A 16,318-nucleotide genomic window follows, 5' to 3' on the forward strand; every position below is an offset into this window, starting at 1 on the left:
TGTGAGTTCACCGTAAAGGAACGTAATATTGAGTTTAAGGCTGTTCTCGCTTACGAACCGAAGAAGTAGCCGTTGTGCGGGGAGCAATCCCCGCATATCCGGTTGTCAGGTCAGGGTGGTAAGGCACCTGCTTTACACTTTCGCCCGCGGTCAGTGATGGCTGCGGGCGATTTCGTTTTAAGGGCAATGATCAGTTTTGCTGACAGAAGTCCGAAACAGGATTTGCTGTATAAATAAACAGCCATTTTGTTAAGGAAGGGTAAGATAACGGCGGGTGCCTGAAGCTTTCCGGTTTCAGGTTTACTCTGAGGTCTGGAAAGATGAAGCCCCAGGAGATATTTCTATCAACCCTGGGGCTGCCACTCCAAACCCGAACAATTTGGATGGTAGTCCCTTCTTCGCATGGAGGCAATATAAACATGCTGACGAAATATGCCCTTGTGGCGGTCATAGTGCTGTGTTTAACGGTGCTGGGATTTACGCTTCTGGTCGGAGACTCACTGTGTGAGTTCACCGTGAAGGAACGTAATATTGAGTTTAAGGCTGTTCTCGCTTACGAACCGAAGAAGTAGCCGTTGTGCGGGGAGTAATCCCCGCATATCCGGTTGTCAGGTCAGGGTGGTAAGGCACCTGCTTTACACTTTCGCCCGCGGTCAGTGATGGCTGCGGGCGATTTCGTATTAAGGGCAATGATCAGTTTTGCCGACAGAAGTCCGAAACAGGATTAACTGTATAAATAAACAGCTATTTTGCTAAGGAAGGGTAAGATAACTGCGGGTGCCTGAAGCTTTCCGGTTTCAGGTTTACTCTGAGGTCTGGAAAGATGAAGCCCCAGGAGATATTTCTATCAACCCTGGGGCTGCCACTCCGAACCTCAACAACTCGGATGGTAGTCCCTTCTTCGCATGGAGGCAATATAAACATGCTGACGAAATATGCCCTTGTGGCAGTCATAGTGCTGTGTTTAACGGTGCTGGGATTTACGCTTCTGGTCGGAGACTCACTGTGTGAGTTCACCGTAAAGGAACGTAATATTGAGTTTAAGGCTGTTCTCGCTTACGAACCAAAGAAGTAGCCGTTGTGCGGGGAGTAATCCCCGCATATCCGGTTGTCAGGTCAGGATGGTAAGGCACCTGCTTTACACTTTCGCCCGCGGTCAGTGATGGCTGCGGGCGAACCGTACCAGATGTTGTCAATTAATCGTGTTGGCACAGCGTTATGACTATCTTTTGTTTAAGCTGCCAGTGCACAGCAAACTGCTCATCCTCTAGTCGAATGATGATCCGCTGTTTATTCCAGCTAATTATCTGATAATCCAGAAAACCTGGAGCGGCCTGTATCTTGTTTGCCTTAAATGCACTCTCTTTGGCGGAAAATGCCAGTGTCAGCGCCAGAGAAAAGGCTAAACCGCAGTCTGCGAGTCGCTCGTGTTCCGCTGGCGTAATAATGTTGTCTGTCAATTCTGCCGCTGTTTGCGCAGAAAAAATTTCTTCGATATCAATGCCAATCGGTTGACGGGATACCACGGCTAATGCCGTAGTCCCGCAGTGGCTGATACTGCCATGTAACCCCGCAGGCCACACAGGTTGACGTAGCTCGCCGATTGCGGGTATACATTTATAGCCATATTCCCGCAACGCATAAACAGCAGCAATCCGTCCGGCCAAATGTTCGGCTTTGCGTTTCCGTCCAGCGTTTTGCAGTTGCGCGTAGTGCGGCAGCCAGAGTAAATCCTGCTCGCGAAAACTCGCCGGATCAAACTCAACAAAATGCAGCGTATGTCCGGCAAAGGGGAGGGCGGTATGCGTAGTTTTCATGTCGACCATATTTGAGACTGATGACAAACGCAAAACTGCCTGATGCGCTACGCTTATCAGGCCTACGTGGTCCTGCAATATATTGAATTGGCAAGATTTTTGTAGGCCTGATAAGGCGTTCACGCCGCATCCGGCATGAACGACGCGCACTTTGTCAACAATCTGACGTTAGCATCAGAAGTGAGTGTTAACGCTCATATACCACGTACGTCCCGGCTCGTTATAGGTATACGCCCCAGCACCGGCAATATAGTTGGCTCCTGCCAGATCGCCTGTGGTCTGGGCATTGCCCGCACGCCACAAACGCTTGTCGAACAGGTTGTCCACGCCGCCGGTCAGACTGACATTCTTCGTCACATCCCAGGTCGCGCTCAGACCCACAATGCTGTACGGACTGATTTCTTTGGTTTCCGGACCAACCGCTGGCTGACCTTTATAGTTGTACTTCTTCGGCTGCTGCTTGCCGTACCAGGTGAAGGTCGTTTGCATCGACAAATCTTCTCGTGCCTGCCAGCTCAGCGTTGAGTTCAACGTATACTCCGGGATAATCGACAAACGGTCGCCCGTGGTTTTGTTTTCACTCTTCAGCATATAAGTGATGTTATTGGTCCACATCACCGTTTCGCTAACCGGTACGTTTAACGATCCTTCCAGACCTTCAACCACCGCTTTCGGCACGTTATCCCACTGGTAGAGATCGGTGCCGGCTGCGTTTTGCCCTACAGCCACATAGCCCGCTTCAATCTTATTGCGATAATCGTTACGGAACCAGGTGACGCCCGCCAGCCAGCCGTCGCGTTTGAACTCCAGACCAATCTCTTTGTTGATACTGGTTTCCGCTTTCAGGTCATCGTTCCCCTGCAGATAGCAGCCGCCTGCGCTGGCGTAACAGCCCTGACCTTTACTGTAGAGAATGTAGTTCGGGTTAGTCTGGTACAGGCTCGGCGCTTTATAGGCGCGGGCAATGCCCATTTTCAGCGTGAAGTCATCGCCTAAACCTTGCGATATGTTCAGCGCCGGGCTCCAGTTATCGCCAACAATGCTGTGATGATCGAAACGCAGCCCCGGCGTTACGATGGTGCTGTCAGTCAGCTCCATGTTGTTTTCGGCAAACAGCGAGAAAATTTCTGCTTTTGAATATGGGCTACGGTCGGTGGCGCTCACGCCATCAATAGCACCACCGGTATTCGTTCCGGTCAGCGCCTGGGTGTTGGAACTTAAGTCCTTCATCCGCTGCTGATTCCACTCCGTACCCAGCGTCAGAGTCTGGTTAACAAGGAAATCAATCGGCAGGTTAATTTCGCTGTGCAGCATCACGTCATCAAGATCGATATCGACGAAATCCTGTGTCGCTTTTTCGTTAAATTTCCCTTCGGTGCCGCCCGCCAGACCTTCTGGAATACGTGAGTTTCGCGTGTGTTCGTACTGTACCCAGTTGCTGGTGGTCACGCCGTTATCCCAGCCGCCGTTCCAGGTCAGCGAGTAGTTCTGGCGATACAAGCGGTTGGTTTCATCACCATATTTCGAGCGGGTATAGGAATCGGAGTTGGTGTTCTGTGTGTCGCCTGCATACAGGTTGCCCTGGCGGCTGTAGCCTGCTTCCAGTTCAAGTGATTGCAGAGGCGCAAAGTCCCAGCGAACTACGCCATTAATATCCTTGTTGATCACCCCTTCGCGCCCGGCGGGCAGCGTATCCGCATATGTACCGGCACGCGCGGACTGATGCCCCCGGTTAATATCCCACGCGTCAGCCTGAGTTTTGTCGAGGTTGCCATATAAACGGAAGCTGAATTCATCACCCAGCGGGCCGGTCAGGCTGAAGTTGGTACGTTTGGTGGCACCTTCCTCTTTATGTTCTGGGGCGTTGAAATAAGCATCCCAGGAGCCATGCCACTCACCGCTGCCTTTTTTGGTAATGATGTTAACTACGCCGCCCGCCGCGCCGTTGCCATAACGCGCAGCTGCCGGACCACGCAGAACTTCAATACGTTCAATCATTTCAGGCGGCACCCAGGAGGTATCGCCACGGGTATCGCGCTCGCCACGCCAGCCCTGACGTACCGAGTTACGGCTGCTGACCGGTTTGCCGTCAATCAAAATCAACGTGTTTTCCGGCCCCATGCCGCGAATATCAATCTGGCGGTTATTACCACGCTGACCACTGGTGGAGTTACCGGTCAGGTTAACGCCTGGCATGGTACGGATGATTTCCGACACATCGCGGGCAACGGGGTTTTTGCGGATTTCATCTGCGGTGATGGTCGAAACGCCAGGCGCCTGCAAGTTCTGCTCTGCGGCGGTAACGACAATGGTATCGTCATGTGAAACAGGAGTATCGGTTGGCTCTTGTGCCTGTGCTACCCCATAAATCCCCAGATTGACCAACAAGGCCAGGGAATGAATCTTCTTGTTCATTGTTTTATTCCTGCATTTTTGCCACGAATTGCAACTGTCGGGCATGGTCGTCATCAACACGACGCATCCCGCTACCGCGAAAACCTTTGATCCTGAAAGACACGCAGTGCAGTTGGTTAATAAATGTCCGCGCTTCCCACGGCGTGCCATTACGCTATTGCAAATGCAAATAGTTATCAATAATATTATCAATATATTTCTGCAATCAATGAAAAAATTCACAATAAACATAAGGTTATGATGTGGCGGCGTTAAAGGTGGGAAGTGATAGCTGGTGGCAGTTGAAACATGGCCCTGAATGGCAGCGTCTTAATGACGAAATGTTTGAGGTCACTTTCTGGTGGCGTGATCCACAAGGTTCTGAAGACTACTCGACGATAAAGCGCGTATGGGTCTACATTACTGGCGTCACCGATCACCATCAAAATAGCCGCCCCCAGTCGATGCAGCGAATTGCAGGTACCAACGTCTGGCAGTGGACGACACAACTCAATGCCAACTGGCGCGGCAGCTACTGTTTTATTCCCACCGAACGCGATGACATTTTTTCTGCACCATCCCCCGATCGCCTCGAGTTACGCGAGGGATGGCAAAAATTACTCCCCCAGGCGATAGCCGATCCGCTGAATCCACAAAGCTGGAAAGGCGGGCGAGGGCACGCTGTTTCTGCACTCGAAATGCCGCAAGCGCCCGTGCAACCTGGTTGGGATTGTCCGCAAGCGCCAGAAACGCCTGCCAAAGAAATTATCTGGAAAAGTGAACGGTTGAAAAATTCACGCCGTGTATGGATTTTTACCACCGGTGATGCAACAGCAGAAGAACGCCCGCTGGCAGTTTTGCTCGATGGCGAATTTTGGGCGCAGAGTATGCCCGTCTGGCCTGTGCTGACTTCGCTGACCCATCGTCAGCAACTTCCTCCCGCCGTGTATGTGTTGATCGACGCTATCGACACCACGCACCGCGCCCACGAACTGCCGTGTAATGCCGATTTCTGGCTGGCAGTACAGCAAGAGTTATTACCCCTGGTGAAAGCTATTGCCCCTTTTAGCGATCGCGCCGATCGCACCGTGGTCGCCGGGCAGAGTTTTGGTGGGCTTTCCGCGCTGTATGCCGGACTGCACTGGCCTGAACGCTTTGGCTGTGTATTAAGCCAGTCAGGATCGTACTGGTGGCCGCATCGGGGCGGGCAGCAAGAAGGTGTTTTACTTGAGCAACTTAAAGCTGGTGAAGTTAGCGCCGAAGGTCTGCGCATTGTGCTGGAAGCGGGTATTCGCGAGCCGATGATCATGCGGGCCAATCAGGCGCTGTATGCGCAATTACACCCCATAAAAGAATCCATTTTCTGGCGTCAGGTTGACGGCGGACATGATGCGCTTTGTTGGCGCGGTGGCTTGATGCAGGGGCTAATCGACCTCTGGCAACCACTTTTCCATGACAGGAGTTGAATATGGCATTCAGTAATCCCTTCGATGATCCACAGGGAGCGTTTTACATTTTGCGCAATGCGCAGGGGCAATTCAGTCTGTGGCCGCAACAATGCGCCTTACCGGCAGGCTGGGACATTGTGTGTCAGCCGCAGTCACAAGAGTCCTGCCAGCAGTGGCTGGAAGCCCACTGGCGTACTCTGACACCGGCGAATTTCACCCAGTTGCAGGAGGCGCAATGAGCCAGCATTTACCTTTGGTCGCCGCACAACCCGGCATCTGGATGGCAGAAAAACTGTCGGATTTACCCTCCGCCTGGAGCGTGGCGCATTACGTTGAGTTAACCGGAGAGGTTGATGTGCCATTACTGGCCCGCGCGGTGGTTGCCGGATTAGCGCAAGCAGATACACTGCGGATGCGTTTTACGGAAGATAACGGCGAAGTCTGGCAGTGGGTCGATGATGCGCTGACGTTCGAACTGCCAGAAATTATCGACCTGCGAACCAACATTGATCCACACGGTACTGCGCAGGCATTAATGCAGGCGGATTTGCAACAAGATCTGCGCGTCGATAGCGGTAAACCACTGGTCTTTCATCAGCTGATACAGGTGGCGGATAACCGCTGGTACTGGTATCAGCGTTATCACCATTTGCTGGTCGATGGCTTCAGTTTCCCGGCCATTACCCGCCAGATCGCCAACATTTACTGCACATGGCTGCGTGGCGAACCAACGCCTGCTTCGCCGTTTACGCCTTTCGCTGATGTAGTGGAAGAGTACCAGCAATACCGCGAAAGCGAAGCCTGGCAGCGGGATGCGGCATTCTGGGCGGAACAGCGTCGTCAACTGCCACCGCCCGCGTCACTTTCTCCGGCACCTTTACCGGGGCGTAGCGCTTCGGCAGATATTCTGCGCCTGAAACTGGAATTTACCGACGGGGAATTCCGCCAGCTGGCTACGCAACTTTCAGGTGTGCAGCGTACCGATTTAGCCCTTGCGCTGGCTGCGTTATGGCTGGGGCGATTGTGCAACCGCATGGACTACGCCGCCGGATTTATCTTTATGCGCCGCATGGGATCGGCAGCCCTGACCGCCACCGGGCCGGTGCTCAACGTTTTACCGTTGGGAATTCACATTGAAGCGCAAGAAACGCTGCCGGAACTGGCAACCCGACTGGCGGCTCAATTGAAAAAAATGCGCCGTCATCAACGCTTTGATGCCGAACAAATTGTCCGCGACAGCGGGCGAGCGGCAGGTGATGAACCGCTGTTCGGTCCGGTACTCAATATCAAGGTATTTGATTACCAACTGGATATTCCGGGCGTGCAGGCGCAAACCCATACCCTGGCAACCGGTCCGGTTAATGACCTTGAACTGGCCCTGTTCCCGGATGAACACGGTGATTTGAGTATTGAGATCCTCGCCAATAAACAGCGTTACGCTGAGTCAACGTTAATCCAGCATGCTGAACGCCTGAAAATGTTGATTGCCCAGTTCGCCGCGGATCCGGCGCTGTTGTGCGGCGATGTCGATATTATGCTGCCAGGTGAGTATGCGCAGCTGGCGCAGATCAACGCCACTCAGGTTGAGATTCCAGAAACCACGCTGAGTGCGCTGGTGGCAGAGCAAGCGGCAAAAACACCGGATGCTCCGGCGCTGGCAGATGCACGTTACCAGTTCAGCTATCGGGAAATGCGCGAGCAGGTGGTAGCGCTGGCGAATCTGCTGCGTGAGCGCGGCGTTAAACCGGGCGACAGCGTGGCGGTGGCACTACCGCGCTCGGTCTTTTTGACCCTGGCGCTACATGCGATAGTTGAAGCTGGCGCGGCCTGGCTACCGCTGGATACCGGCTATCCGGACGATCGCCTGAAAATGATGCTGGAAGATGCGCGTCCGTCGCTGTTAATCTCCACCGACGATCAACTGCCGCGCTTTAGCGATATCCCCAATTTAACCAGCCTTTGCTATAACGCCCCGCTTACACCGCAGGGCAGTGCGCCGCTGCAGCTTTCACAACCGCACCACACGGCTTATATCATCTTCACCTCCGGTTCCACCGGCAGACCAAAAGGGGTAATGGTCGGGCAGACGGCTATCGTTAATCGCCTGCTTTGGATGCAAAACCATTACTCGCTTACAGGCGAAGATGTCGTTGCCCAAAAAACGCCGTGCAGTTTTGATGTCTCGGTGTGGGAGTTTTTCTGGCCGTTTATTGCCGGGGCAAAACTGGTGATGGCTGAACCGGAAGCGCACCGCGACCCGCTCGCTATGCAGCAATTCTTTGCCGAATATGGCGTAACGACCACGCACTTTGTGCCGTCGATGCTGGCGGCATTTGTTGCATCGCTGACGCCGCAAACAGCTCGCCAGAGTTGCGCGACGTTGAAACAGGTTTTCTGTAGTGGTGAAGCCTTACCGGCTGATTTATGCCGCGAATGGCAACAGTTAACCGGCGCGCCGTTGCATAATCTATATGGCCCGACGGAAGCGGCGGTAGATGTCAGTTGGTATCCGGCTTTTGGCGAGGAACTGGCACAGGTGCGCGGCAGCAGCGTGCCGATTGGCTATCCGGTGTGGAATACGGGCCTGCGTATTCTTGATGCGATGATGCATCCGGTGCCGCCGGGTGTGGCGGGTGATCTCTATCTCACCGGCATTCAACTGGCGCAGGGGTATCTCGGACGACCCGATCTGACCGCCAGCCGCTTTATTGCCGATCCTTTTGCCCCAGGTGAACGGATGTACCGTACCGGAGACGTTGCCCGCTGGCTGGATAACGGTGCGGTGGAGTACCTCGGGCGCAGTGACGATCAGCTAAAAATTCGCGGGCAGCGTATTGAACTGGGCGAAATCGATCGCGTGATGCAGGCGCTGCCGGATGTCGAACAAGCCGTTACCCACGCCTGTGTAATTAACCAGGCGGCAGCCACCGGTGGTGATGCGCGTCAGTTGGTGGGCTATCTGGTGTCGCAATCAGGTCTGCCGTTGGATACCAGCGCATTGCAGGCGCAGCTTCGCGAAACATTGCCACCGCATATGGTGCCCGTGGTTCTGCTGCAACTTCCACAGTTACCTCTTAGCGCCAACGGCAAGCTGGATCGCAAAGCCTTACCGTTGCCTGAACTGAAGGCACAAGCGCCGGGGCGTGCGCCGAAAGCGGGCAGTGAAACGATTATCGCCGCGGCATTCTCGTCGTTGCTGGGTTGTGACGTGCAGGATGCCGATGCTGATTTCTTTGCGCTTGGCGGTCATTCGCTACTGGCAATGAAACTGGCAGCGCAGTTAAGTCGGCAGTTTGCCCGCCAGGTGACGCCGGGGCAGGTGATGGTCGCGTCAACCGTCGCTAAACTGGCGACGATTATTGATGGTGAAGAAGACAGCTCCCGGCGCATGGGATTCGAAACCATTCTGCCGTTGCGTGAAGGTAATGGCCCGACGCTTTTTTGTTTCCATCCGGCATCCGGTTTTGCCTGGCAGTTTAGCGTGCTCTCGCGTTATCTCGATCCACAATGGTCGATTATCGGCATTCAGTCGCCGCGCCCTCATGGACCCATGCAGACGGCGACGAACCAGGATGAAGTCTGCGAAGCGCATCTGGCAACGTTACTTAAACAACAACCGCACGGCCCTTATTACCTGCTGGGGTATTCTCTGGGCGGTACGCTGGCGCAGGGCATTGCGGCGCGACTGCGTACCCGTGGCGAACAGGTGGCATTTCTTGGTTTGCTGGATACGTGGCCGCCAGAAACGCAAAACTGGCAGGAAAAAGAGGCTAATGGTCTGGACCCGGAAGTGCTGGCGGAGATTAACCGCGAACGCGAGGCCTTCCTGGCGGCACAGCAGGGAAGTACTTCAACGGAGTTGTTTACCACCATTGAAGGCAACTACGCTGATGCTGTGCGCTTGTTAACCACCGCCCATAGCGTTCCGTTTGATGGCAAAGCAACGTTATTTGTTGCTGAGCGCACACTTCAGGAAGGTATGAGTCCCGAACGCGCCTGGTCACCGTGGATAGCTGAGCTGGATATTTATCGTCAGGATTGCGCGCATGTGGATATTATTTCTCCGGATTATTTTAAAGAAATAGGACCATTAATAAATACGCTGATTAATAACTAACCGTACGTTAGTAATGAATTTGCCATAACCTCACGCAAAACCATAATCCGACTAAATGATTATGGTTTTTTTATTCTTAAAAATTATTTATTTCTCTGAGAGCTGCACCATTGCTGGGATTGCTGAGTTTGTTATTCATTTTTGGATAATAATAGTGAAAGAGTTCTTTCGGATAATTCTCAGATACTGTTAGAATGTTATATACAACGTTGTGCTTTTATGGACTAAAATCTCAGGTTCAACTACATGTCATCACTGAATATTAAGCAGGGAAGCGATTCTCATTTTCCCGATTATCATCTGGCGCCGACCAGCAATAATGAAATTGATTTACTTAAACTTATCGAAGTTTTGTGGTGCGCAAAAACGCGGATAATAGCGGTGGCTTTTGTCTTTGCCTGCATCGGATTACTGGTGTCTTTCATCCTGCCGCAAAAATGGACCAGCTCGGCAGTCATCACGCCCGCAGAGGCTGTTCAGTGGCAAGACCTGGAGAAAACCTTCACCAAACTGCGGGTGTTGGATCTTGACGTGAATATTGGACGTGACGATGTATTTAATCTGTTTATCAAGAAATTTCAGTCTGTTAGTTTGCTGGAAGATTATCTGCGTTCGTCACCGTATATCATGGATCAGTTAAAAGAGGCGAAATTCGACGAACTGGATTTGCATCGCGCTATTGTCGCATTGAGCGAAAAAATGAAAGCGGTTGATGACAACGGCAGTAAGAAAAAAGATGAGCCCGCGTTGTATACTTCCTGGACATTAAGTTTCACCGCACCCACCAGTGAAGAAGCGCAGACAGTATTGGCAGGGTATATCGATTATATCTCTGCCATCGTGGTGAAAGAGTCGCTAGAAAATGTGCGTAATAAGCTGGAAATCAGAACCCAGTTTGAAAAAGAAAAACTGACCCAGGATCGTATAAAAACGAAAAATCAGCTTGATGCAAATATTCAGCGTCTCAATTATTCACTGGATATTGCCAATGCGGCAGGAATTAAAAAGCCCGTATACAGTAATGGTCAGGCTGTTAAAGATGACCCTGATTTTTCTATTTCTCTCGGTGCTGACGGTATTGAACGCAAACTTGAAATTGAAAAAGCGGTCACCGATGTTGCGGAACTGAACGGTGAGTTACGTAATCGTCAGTATCATGTTGAGCAATTAACAAAAACAAATGTCAATGATGTAAACTTTACGCCGTTTAAATATCAGTTGCGTCCGACTTTGCCGGTGAAAAAAGACGGTCCGGGCAAAGCGATTATTGTGATCCTTTCCGCGCTGATTGGCGGTATGGTGGCTTGTGGCAGTGTGTTGTTGCGTCATGCGATGGCATCCAGAAAACAGGATGCCATGATGGCAGACCACTTAGTTTAAATCTTCGCGGTTGAAGGTGCCGTTCGTCCGAGCGGCACCACGAGCGGCGTTCCGGCAACTGGATCGTCAATAATCATGCAGCGCAGGCCATAAATGCGCTCGATCAATTCAGCAGTGACAATCTCCTTCGGCGCTCCCTGAGCAACAATTTTCCCTTCCCGCAATGCAATCAAATGGCTGGCGTAACGACAGGCCTGATTAAGATCGTGCAGCACTGCCGCCAGGGTATAGCCTTTCTCGCGGTTCAGCTCGCTTAACAACTCCAGCAAATCAATCTGATGACTGATATCCAGCCAGGTCGTGGGTTCGTCGAGCAGCATAATTGCCGTTTCCTGGGCCAGCACCATCGCGATCCACGCCCGCTGGCGTTGTCCGCCAGAAAGGGTATCCACGCTTTGATCCGCCAGATGAGTTATTCCCGTTGCTTGCATCGCTTTCGTTACCGCTTCTTCATCTTCTTTGCGCCAGCGGGTAAACAGCGGTTGATGCGGGTAACGCCCACGCGCTACCAGCTCCTGCACGGTGATATCTCCCGGCGTGGTAGCATTTTGCGCCAACAGACCAATCCGGCGTGCAACCTCTTTACTGGCGTAATGTTGAATGTGCTCGCCATCCAGCCAGACATGCCCGTGAGCAGGCGTCATCAGGCGGCTTAAGGTACGCAGTAACGTGGATTTACCGCAGCCATTTGGCCCGATAATTGCCGTGAAGTGACCATCAGGTATTTCTACAGTCAGATTTTCCGCAACGGTATATTTGCCATATCCCAGGGTTAACTGTTCGCCGCGCAAACGGGCTACTGATTCGGTCATTTTTTGCGAGACTCCTGAATTAACAAGACGATAAGGTAAATACCGCCGAGGCTGACGGTAACGACACCAACCGGAAGTTGATACGGCATAAACAGTTGCTGAGCGCAGAGATCGGCCGCCAGCAGTAACAGCGCTCCGCACAGCGCCGCCTGGGTCAGCCCCCAGCGAGCGGTGCCGCTAATGCGTCGGGCAATGTGCGGCGCGACTAAAGCAATAAAGGAAATCGGCCCGGCAAGCGCCGTTGCCGCAGCGGTAAGCACCACTGCAACCAGCATCATTAACAGACGCGAACGTTCGACGCTGACGCCCAGCGCACACGCGGTATCATCGCCCATTTCCAGCAAGCGCATTCGCCGCACCAGCAAGGCGGCGGCAATGAGAATCAATATAATGATGGGTGCGGAAGGCGAGGTTTTTGCCCACGTCAGGCCGTTGAGCGATCCGGCATTCCACAAACCCGCTGTTAGCGCCGTTTCTAAAGACGCTTTCAGCAACAGCCAGGTATTAAAGGCCACCAGCATGGCGCGAACGCCGATGCCGATAATAATCAACCGAAAGGTGTCGATACCGTTACGCCAGGCGAGCAGCCAGACCAACAGCGAAGTGACAATGCCGCCCACCATTGCTGCCAGCGCGATAGCCGTCAGGTCCTGACCAAACAGCACCATCGCCACCAGCACGCCGCTCCACGCCCCGGTGTTAAAGCCCATTACGTCAGGGCTGCCGAGCGGGTTACGCATCAGCGACTGAAAAATCGCGCCGCTGACGCCCAGTGCCGCGCCAATCAACAGCGCCATCAGCACGCGTGGTAAACGCCATTCGGTGACCACCATCGTCATACTGCGCGGCGAATCACCCATCAACGCGGCGAATACCTGCGAGGTTTCCAGCGTGACGGCACCGCTACGTAATCCCCAGATACCTGCAACCACACAGGCGGAAACCAGCAGCAAACAGGTGATGATTAATCGGCGAGAGACGTAAATCATGCACCACCTCGCGTTTTACGTCGCACGAGGAAGATCAGCACCGGCGCGCCAATAAACGCACTGACCACAGAAACGCGCAGTTCACCGGGCACAATCACCCGCCCGATGATATCGGCAAACAGCAGCAGGGCAGGGGTAGCGAGTAGCGTGACGGGCAGCGACCAGCGATGATCGGCACCTACCAGCCAACGCGCCATATGCGGCATCATCAGGCCAATAAAGGCAATCGGGCCAACTACCGCCGTCGCACTACCACAAAGCACGGTAATCGCCAGCAGGCCAATCAACTGTGTGCGCGCCACGCGACTGCCCAGCGCCGTCGCGGTGTCACTGCCAAGGCTTAAACTGTTCAGCGCGCGGCTCAGTAATAGCGCGGTTGCTCCGGCGATCAGCACCGGGATCAGCACCACTTTTAAGGTGTGTAAATTACGAATATCCAGCGAACCGGCTTGCCAGAAACGCAGTTGATCGTAGACGTCAGGATTAAGCAGGGCGATGCCGCTGGTCAGCCCTTCCAGCACCGCCGCCAGCGCCACGCCCGCCAGGGTTAAACGCACCGGACTTAATTGCCCGCCGCCCTGGCTGCCGGTAAAGGCAACAATCAACGAGGCCACCAGCGCCCCGGCGAAGGCCATCGCCAGTTGTTCCTGCGCGGATGAGTAACCAAACAGCGCAGCTCCCAGCACAATGGCAAAGCTGGCTCCGGCGTTCACGCCAAGCAAGCCGGGGTCGGCAAGTGGGTTTCGGGTGAGGGTTTGCATTAACGCCCCGGCAAGCCCAAGCGCACCGCCGGCCAGTAAACCGGCAAGGGTGCGCGGCAGTCGCGCGTCGAGCACGATGGTGCAGTCGGCGCTCTGACAGGTGCCGGAGAAGGCCTCCAGCACTACGGAAGCGGGGAGTGATTTTGCCCCAATGAGCAGGCTTAATGCCGTCGCGATAATCAGTAATAACAGCAATCCGGGCACGGCAATGGCGCGTGTCACGGCAACAGAACCAGACATACGAACTTCCATGATAATGAAATTAATTATCGTTATCGATCTTATTTGGATATGTTAGCATGTGCAGCCTAAGAATAGGTATTTAAAATATTTGATGGCAAGGCATTGTAATGAATAAACAATCCTGGCTGCTTAACCTCAGCCTGTTGAAAACGCACCCGGCGTTTCGCGCAGTATTCCTCGCTCGTTTTATCTCAATTGTGTCTCTGGGTTTGCTCGGCGTCGCGGTGCCGGTGCAGATCCAGATGATGACGCATTCTACCTGGCAGGTGGGGCTTTCGGTGACGCTGACCGGCGGCGCGATGTTTGTTGGCCTGATGGTCGGCGGTGTGCTGGCGGATCGCTATGAGCGCAAAAAAGTGATTTTGCTGGCGCGCGGCACCTGTGGCATTGGCTTCATTGGACTGTGCCTGAACGCGCTGCTGCCGGAGCCATCTCTATTGGCAATCTATTTACTTGGTTTATGGGATGGTTTTTTCGCATCGCTTGGCGTTACGGCGCTACTGGCGGCGACACCTGCACTGGTAGGGCGTGAAAACTTAATGCAGGCCGGGGCGATCACCATGTTGACCGTGCGTCTGGGGTCGGTGATTTCGCCCATGATTGGCGGTTTACTGCTGGCGACCGGAGGCGTCGCCTGGAACTACGGGCTGGCGGCAGCGGGCACGTTTATTACCCTGCTGCCGTTGTTAAGCCTTCCGGCGTTGCCACCGCCACCGCAGCCGCGTGAGCATCCGTTGAAATCACTTCTGGCAGGTTTTCGTTTTCTGCTCGCCAGTCCGCTGGTGGGAGGGATTGCGCTGCTGGGTGGTTTATTGACGATGGCGAGCGCGGTGCGGGTACTGTATCCGGCGCTGGCTGACAACTGGCAGATGTCGGCGGCACAGATTGGTTTTCTCTATGCGGCGATCCCGCTCGGTGCGGCTATTGGCGCGTTAACCAGCGGGAAGCTGGCACATAGTGCGCGACCAGGGTTATTGATGCTGCTCTCCACGCTGGGATCGTTCCTCGCCATTGGTCTGTTTGGCCTGATGCCGATGTGGATTTTAGGCGTGGTTTGTCTGGCACTGTTCGGCTGGTTGAGTGCGGTTAGTTCGTTGCTGCAATATACAATGCTGCAAACGCAAACCCCGGAAGCGATGTTAGGGCGGATTAACGGTTTGTGGACGGCACAGAACGTGACGGGCGATGCGATTGGTGCTGCACTGTTGGGCGGTCTGGGGGCGATGATGACACCAGTGGCTTCCGCAAGCGCGAGCGGTTTTGCTTTGTTTATTATCGGTGTGTTGTTGTTGCTGGTGCTGGTGGAGTTGCGGCGTTTTCGCCAGACGCCGCCGCAGGTGACAGCGTCCGACAGTTAATGCTTAAAACAGCGCCTTAAGTCGTTCCAGCACTTGCATGGCGCTGTAGTAATCCAGACGGAACGTCTCGGTTCCCAGTGCATAAACTTGCTTGTTTTGTACTGCAGGCAAGTGCGCGAGCAGCGGATTAGCATAAATCGCATCGGCGTCTTTCTGATCACCGGCGAACAGGAATAGCGATTCACCGTTTAACCCAGCAGCCAGATTTTCCCCACCAAGCTGAATGATGTCATGGCGTTTGCCCTGGCTTTGGCTGGCGTTTAACCCTGCGGGTAACTTCGCCAGCGTAAAGCCGAGTTGTTCCAGCATCTGCCCTTGTGCTGATTCCGGCGTCCAGAGATTGGCACTGTGCGCGGCGGCGGTATAGACAATGGCAGTGACCGGCTGCGGCGGTAATTTGATTTGCTCTTTCGCCGCTGCCAGTTGCTTATCAAACTGTGCAATCCGCTCTGCCGCTTGTTTCTCATGCCCGGTAATTTCGCCAAGCTGCGTTAACAGCGACTGCCAGCTTTTGTCGTCGTAATTGATGATTAATGTCGGGGCGATGGTAGAAAGCTGATCATACAGCGCCAGCGCCGAATCCCCGCCAGTTGCGCTAATTAAAATCAGATCCGGCATTTGCGCGGCAACGGCTTCGGCACTCGGTTCGCCGATATAGAGTCGTTGCAGTTTGCGTTCTTTCGCCACATCGCTCCACTGGCGTAAAAAGCCCTGGTCATCTGCTACGCGGTTATTTGGCGTGGTCGCGCCGCTGGCGATCACCGGAGCATCAATCGCCAGCAGTGAGCCGGTCAGGGTGACGCTGGTGGAAACAATACGCTGCGGCTGACTTTCCAGGGTATGAGTGCCACGGCTGTCAGTAATCTGACGCGGCCAGTCGGCAGCCTGAACTGCGGCTATTCCTGAAAGCAAAAGTCCTGTTAATAGAAGGGCGTTGCGGTAGAGCGAGGCGAGTCTCACAAATCAGCTTCCTGTTATTAATAAGGTTAAGGGCGTAAT

The 16,318-nt window shown here is 53.7% G+C and carries 13 protein-coding genes and 3 pseudogenes; 8 read left to right on the forward strand and 8 right to left on the reverse strand.

Annotated elements, in window-relative coordinates; genetic code table 11:
- Positions 1-69 (forward strand): annotated as a pseudogene (gene hokE / locus D9597_RS23320) (type I toxin-antitoxin system toxin HokE); the annotation flags it as partial.
- Positions 70-200: 131 nt separating this feature from the next.
- On the opposite strand, the pseudogene D9597_RS23575 reads toward hokE (D9597_RS23320), so the two are convergent.
- Positions 201-451, reverse strand: a pseudogene (locus tag D9597_RS23575) (hypothetical protein); the annotation flags it as partial.
- On the opposite strand from D9597_RS23575, the gene hokE (D9597_RS11595) reads away from it, so the two are divergent.
- A complete protein-coding gene (hokE, locus tag D9597_RS11595) occupies positions 420-572 on the forward strand; it encodes a type I toxin-antitoxin system toxin HokE (protein ID WP_000956465.1) in 153 nt (50 codons plus the stop codon). The pseudogene D9597_RS23575 and the gene hokE (D9597_RS11595) overlap by 32 nt on opposite strands.
- Positions 573-724: 152 nt before the next feature.
- Here hokE (D9597_RS11595) and D9597_RS23580 read toward each other — a convergent pair.
- Positions 725-954: pseudogene (locus tag D9597_RS23580) on the reverse strand (hypothetical protein).
- Here D9597_RS23580 and hokE (D9597_RS11605) point away from each other — a divergent pair.
- Positions 923-1,075: a type I toxin-antitoxin system toxin HokE gene (hokE, locus tag D9597_RS11605; protein ID WP_000956465.1), complete on the forward strand. Its 153-nt coding sequence runs from the start codon at positions 923-925 to the stop codon at positions 1,073-1,075. The pseudogene D9597_RS23580 and the gene hokE (D9597_RS11605) sit on opposite strands and share 32 nt — an antisense overlap.
- Positions 1,076-1,196: 121 nt before the next feature.
- Here hokE (D9597_RS11605) and entD read toward each other — a convergent pair whose 3' ends face one another.
- Positions 1,197-1,817: an enterobactin synthase subunit EntD gene (gene entD, locus D9597_RS11610; protein ID WP_130222554.1), complete on the reverse strand. Its 621-nt coding sequence runs from the start codon at positions 1,815-1,817 to the stop codon at positions 1,197-1,199.
- Between the two features lie 174 nt (positions 1,818-1,991).
- Positions 1,992-4,232: a siderophore enterobactin receptor FepA gene (gene fepA / locus D9597_RS11615; RefSeq protein WP_130222556.1), complete on the reverse strand. Its 2,241-nt coding sequence runs from the start codon at positions 4,230-4,232 to the stop codon at positions 1,992-1,994.
- Between the two features lie 242 nt (positions 4,233-4,474).
- On the opposite strand from fepA, the gene fes reads away from it, so the two are divergent.
- From fes to wzz(fepE), 4 genes are all read left to right on the forward strand, one after another.
- Complete coding sequence (gene fes / locus D9597_RS11620; protein ID WP_130222558.1) at positions 4,475-5,677, forward strand: enterochelin esterase; 1,203 nt, start codon at positions 4,475-4,477, stop codon at positions 5,675-5,677.
- A 2-nt stretch (positions 5,678-5,679) separates the two neighbouring features.
- Complete coding sequence (ybdZ, locus tag D9597_RS11625) at positions 5,680-5,898, forward strand: enterobactin biosynthesis protein YbdZ (RefSeq protein WP_000885782.1); 219 nt, start codon at positions 5,680-5,682, stop codon at positions 5,896-5,898.
- The gene (entF, locus tag D9597_RS11630) at positions 5,895-9,776 is read left to right on the forward strand and encodes an enterobactin non-ribosomal peptide synthetase EntF (protein ID WP_130222560.1); all 3,882 of its coding nucleotides are present in this window, start codon (positions 5,895-5,897) and stop codon (positions 9,774-9,776) included. The genes ybdZ and entF overlap by 4 nt, the downstream gene beginning before the upstream one ends.
- A 246-nt stretch (positions 9,777-10,022) precedes the next feature.
- Positions 10,023-11,156, forward strand: coding sequence for an LPS O-antigen length regulator Wzz(fepE) (gene wzz(fepE) / locus D9597_RS11640; protein ID WP_130222562.1), 1,134 nt, complete (start codon positions 10,023-10,025; stop codon positions 11,154-11,156).
- Here the strand turns inward: wzz(fepE) and fepC are convergent.
- From fepC to fepD, 3 genes are read right to left on the reverse strand one after another with little or no spacing between them, the layout of a single operon-like run.
- A complete protein-coding gene (gene fepC / locus D9597_RS11645) occupies positions 11,153-11,968 on the reverse strand; it encodes an iron-enterobactin ABC transporter ATP-binding protein (protein ID WP_000140646.1) in 816 nt (271 codons plus the stop codon). The two genes, wzz(fepE) and fepC, sit on opposite strands and share 4 nt — an antisense overlap.
- Positions 11,965-12,957 carry an iron-enterobactin ABC transporter permease gene (gene fepG / locus D9597_RS11650; RefSeq protein ID WP_130222564.1) on the reverse strand — a complete coding sequence of 331 codons (993 nt, stop codon included), beginning with the start codon at positions 12,955-12,957 and terminating at the stop codon, positions 11,965-11,967. Before fepG ends, fepC begins: the two co-directional genes overlap by 4 nt.
- Complete coding sequence (gene fepD, locus D9597_RS11655) at positions 12,954-13,958, reverse strand: Fe(3+)-siderophore ABC transporter permease (protein ID WP_001298899.1); 1,005 nt, start codon at positions 13,956-13,958, stop codon at positions 12,954-12,956. Before fepD ends, fepG begins: the two co-directional genes overlap by 4 nt.
- 110 nt (positions 13,959-14,068) lie before the next feature.
- Between fepD and entS the strand changes: the two genes are divergently transcribed.
- Complete coding sequence (gene entS, locus D9597_RS11660) at positions 14,069-15,319, forward strand: enterobactin transporter EntS (RefSeq protein WP_130222566.1); 1,251 nt, start codon at positions 14,069-14,071, stop codon at positions 15,317-15,319.
- Positions 15,320-15,322: 3 nt separating this feature from the next.
- Here entS and fepB read toward each other — a convergent pair whose 3' ends face one another.
- Positions 15,323-16,279 carry a Fe2+-enterobactin ABC transporter substrate-binding protein gene (gene fepB / locus D9597_RS11665; protein WP_130222568.1) on the reverse strand — a complete coding sequence of 319 codons (957 nt, stop codon included), beginning with the start codon at positions 16,277-16,279 and terminating at the stop codon, positions 15,323-15,325.
- Positions 16,280-16,318 lie beyond the last annotated feature (39 nt).

The organism is Escherichia sp. E13S3 (genome assembly GCF_004212325.1).
GTDB lineage: Bacteria > Pseudomonadota > Gammaproteobacteria > Enterobacterales > Enterobacteriaceae > Escherichia.

What these genes read in the sequence shown, in the direction of transcription:
- entD (WP_130222554.1), bottom strand. Translation starts at nt 1,817, where the DNA reads ATGAAAACTACGCATACCGCCCTCCCCTTTGCCGGACATACGCTGCAT.
- fepA (WP_130222556.1), bottom strand. Translation starts at nt 4,232, where the DNA reads ATGAACAAGAAGATTCATTCCCTGGCCTTGTTGGTCAATCTGGGGATT.
- hokE (WP_000956465.1), top strand. Translation starts at nt 923, where the DNA reads ATGCTGACGAAATATGCCCTTGTGGCAGTCATAGTGCTGTGTTTAACG.
- fepC (WP_000140646.1), bottom strand. Translation starts at nt 11,968, where the DNA reads ATGACCGAATCAGTAGCCCGTTTGCGCGGCGAACAGTTAACCCTGGGA.
- fepG (WP_130222564.1), bottom strand. Translation starts at nt 12,957, where the DNA reads ATGATTTACGTCTCTCGCCGATTAATCATCACCTGTTTGCTGCTGGTT.
- entS (WP_130222566.1), top strand. Translation starts at nt 14,069, where the DNA reads ATGAATAAACAATCCTGGCTGCTTAACCTCAGCCTGTTGAAAACGCAC.
- hokE (WP_000956465.1), top strand. Translation starts at nt 420, where the DNA reads ATGCTGACGAAATATGCCCTTGTGGCGGTCATAGTGCTGTGTTTAACG.
- fepD (WP_001298899.1), bottom strand. Translation starts at nt 13,958, where the DNA reads ATGTCTGGTTCTGTTGCCGTGACACGCGCCATTGCCGTGCCCGGATTG.
- ybdZ (WP_000885782.1), top strand. Translation starts at nt 5,680, where the DNA reads ATGGCATTCAGTAATCCCTTCGATGATCCACAGGGAGCGTTTTACATT.
- entF (WP_130222560.1), top strand. Translation starts at nt 5,895, where the DNA reads ATGAGCCAGCATTTACCTTTGGTCGCCGCACAACCCGGCATCTGGATG.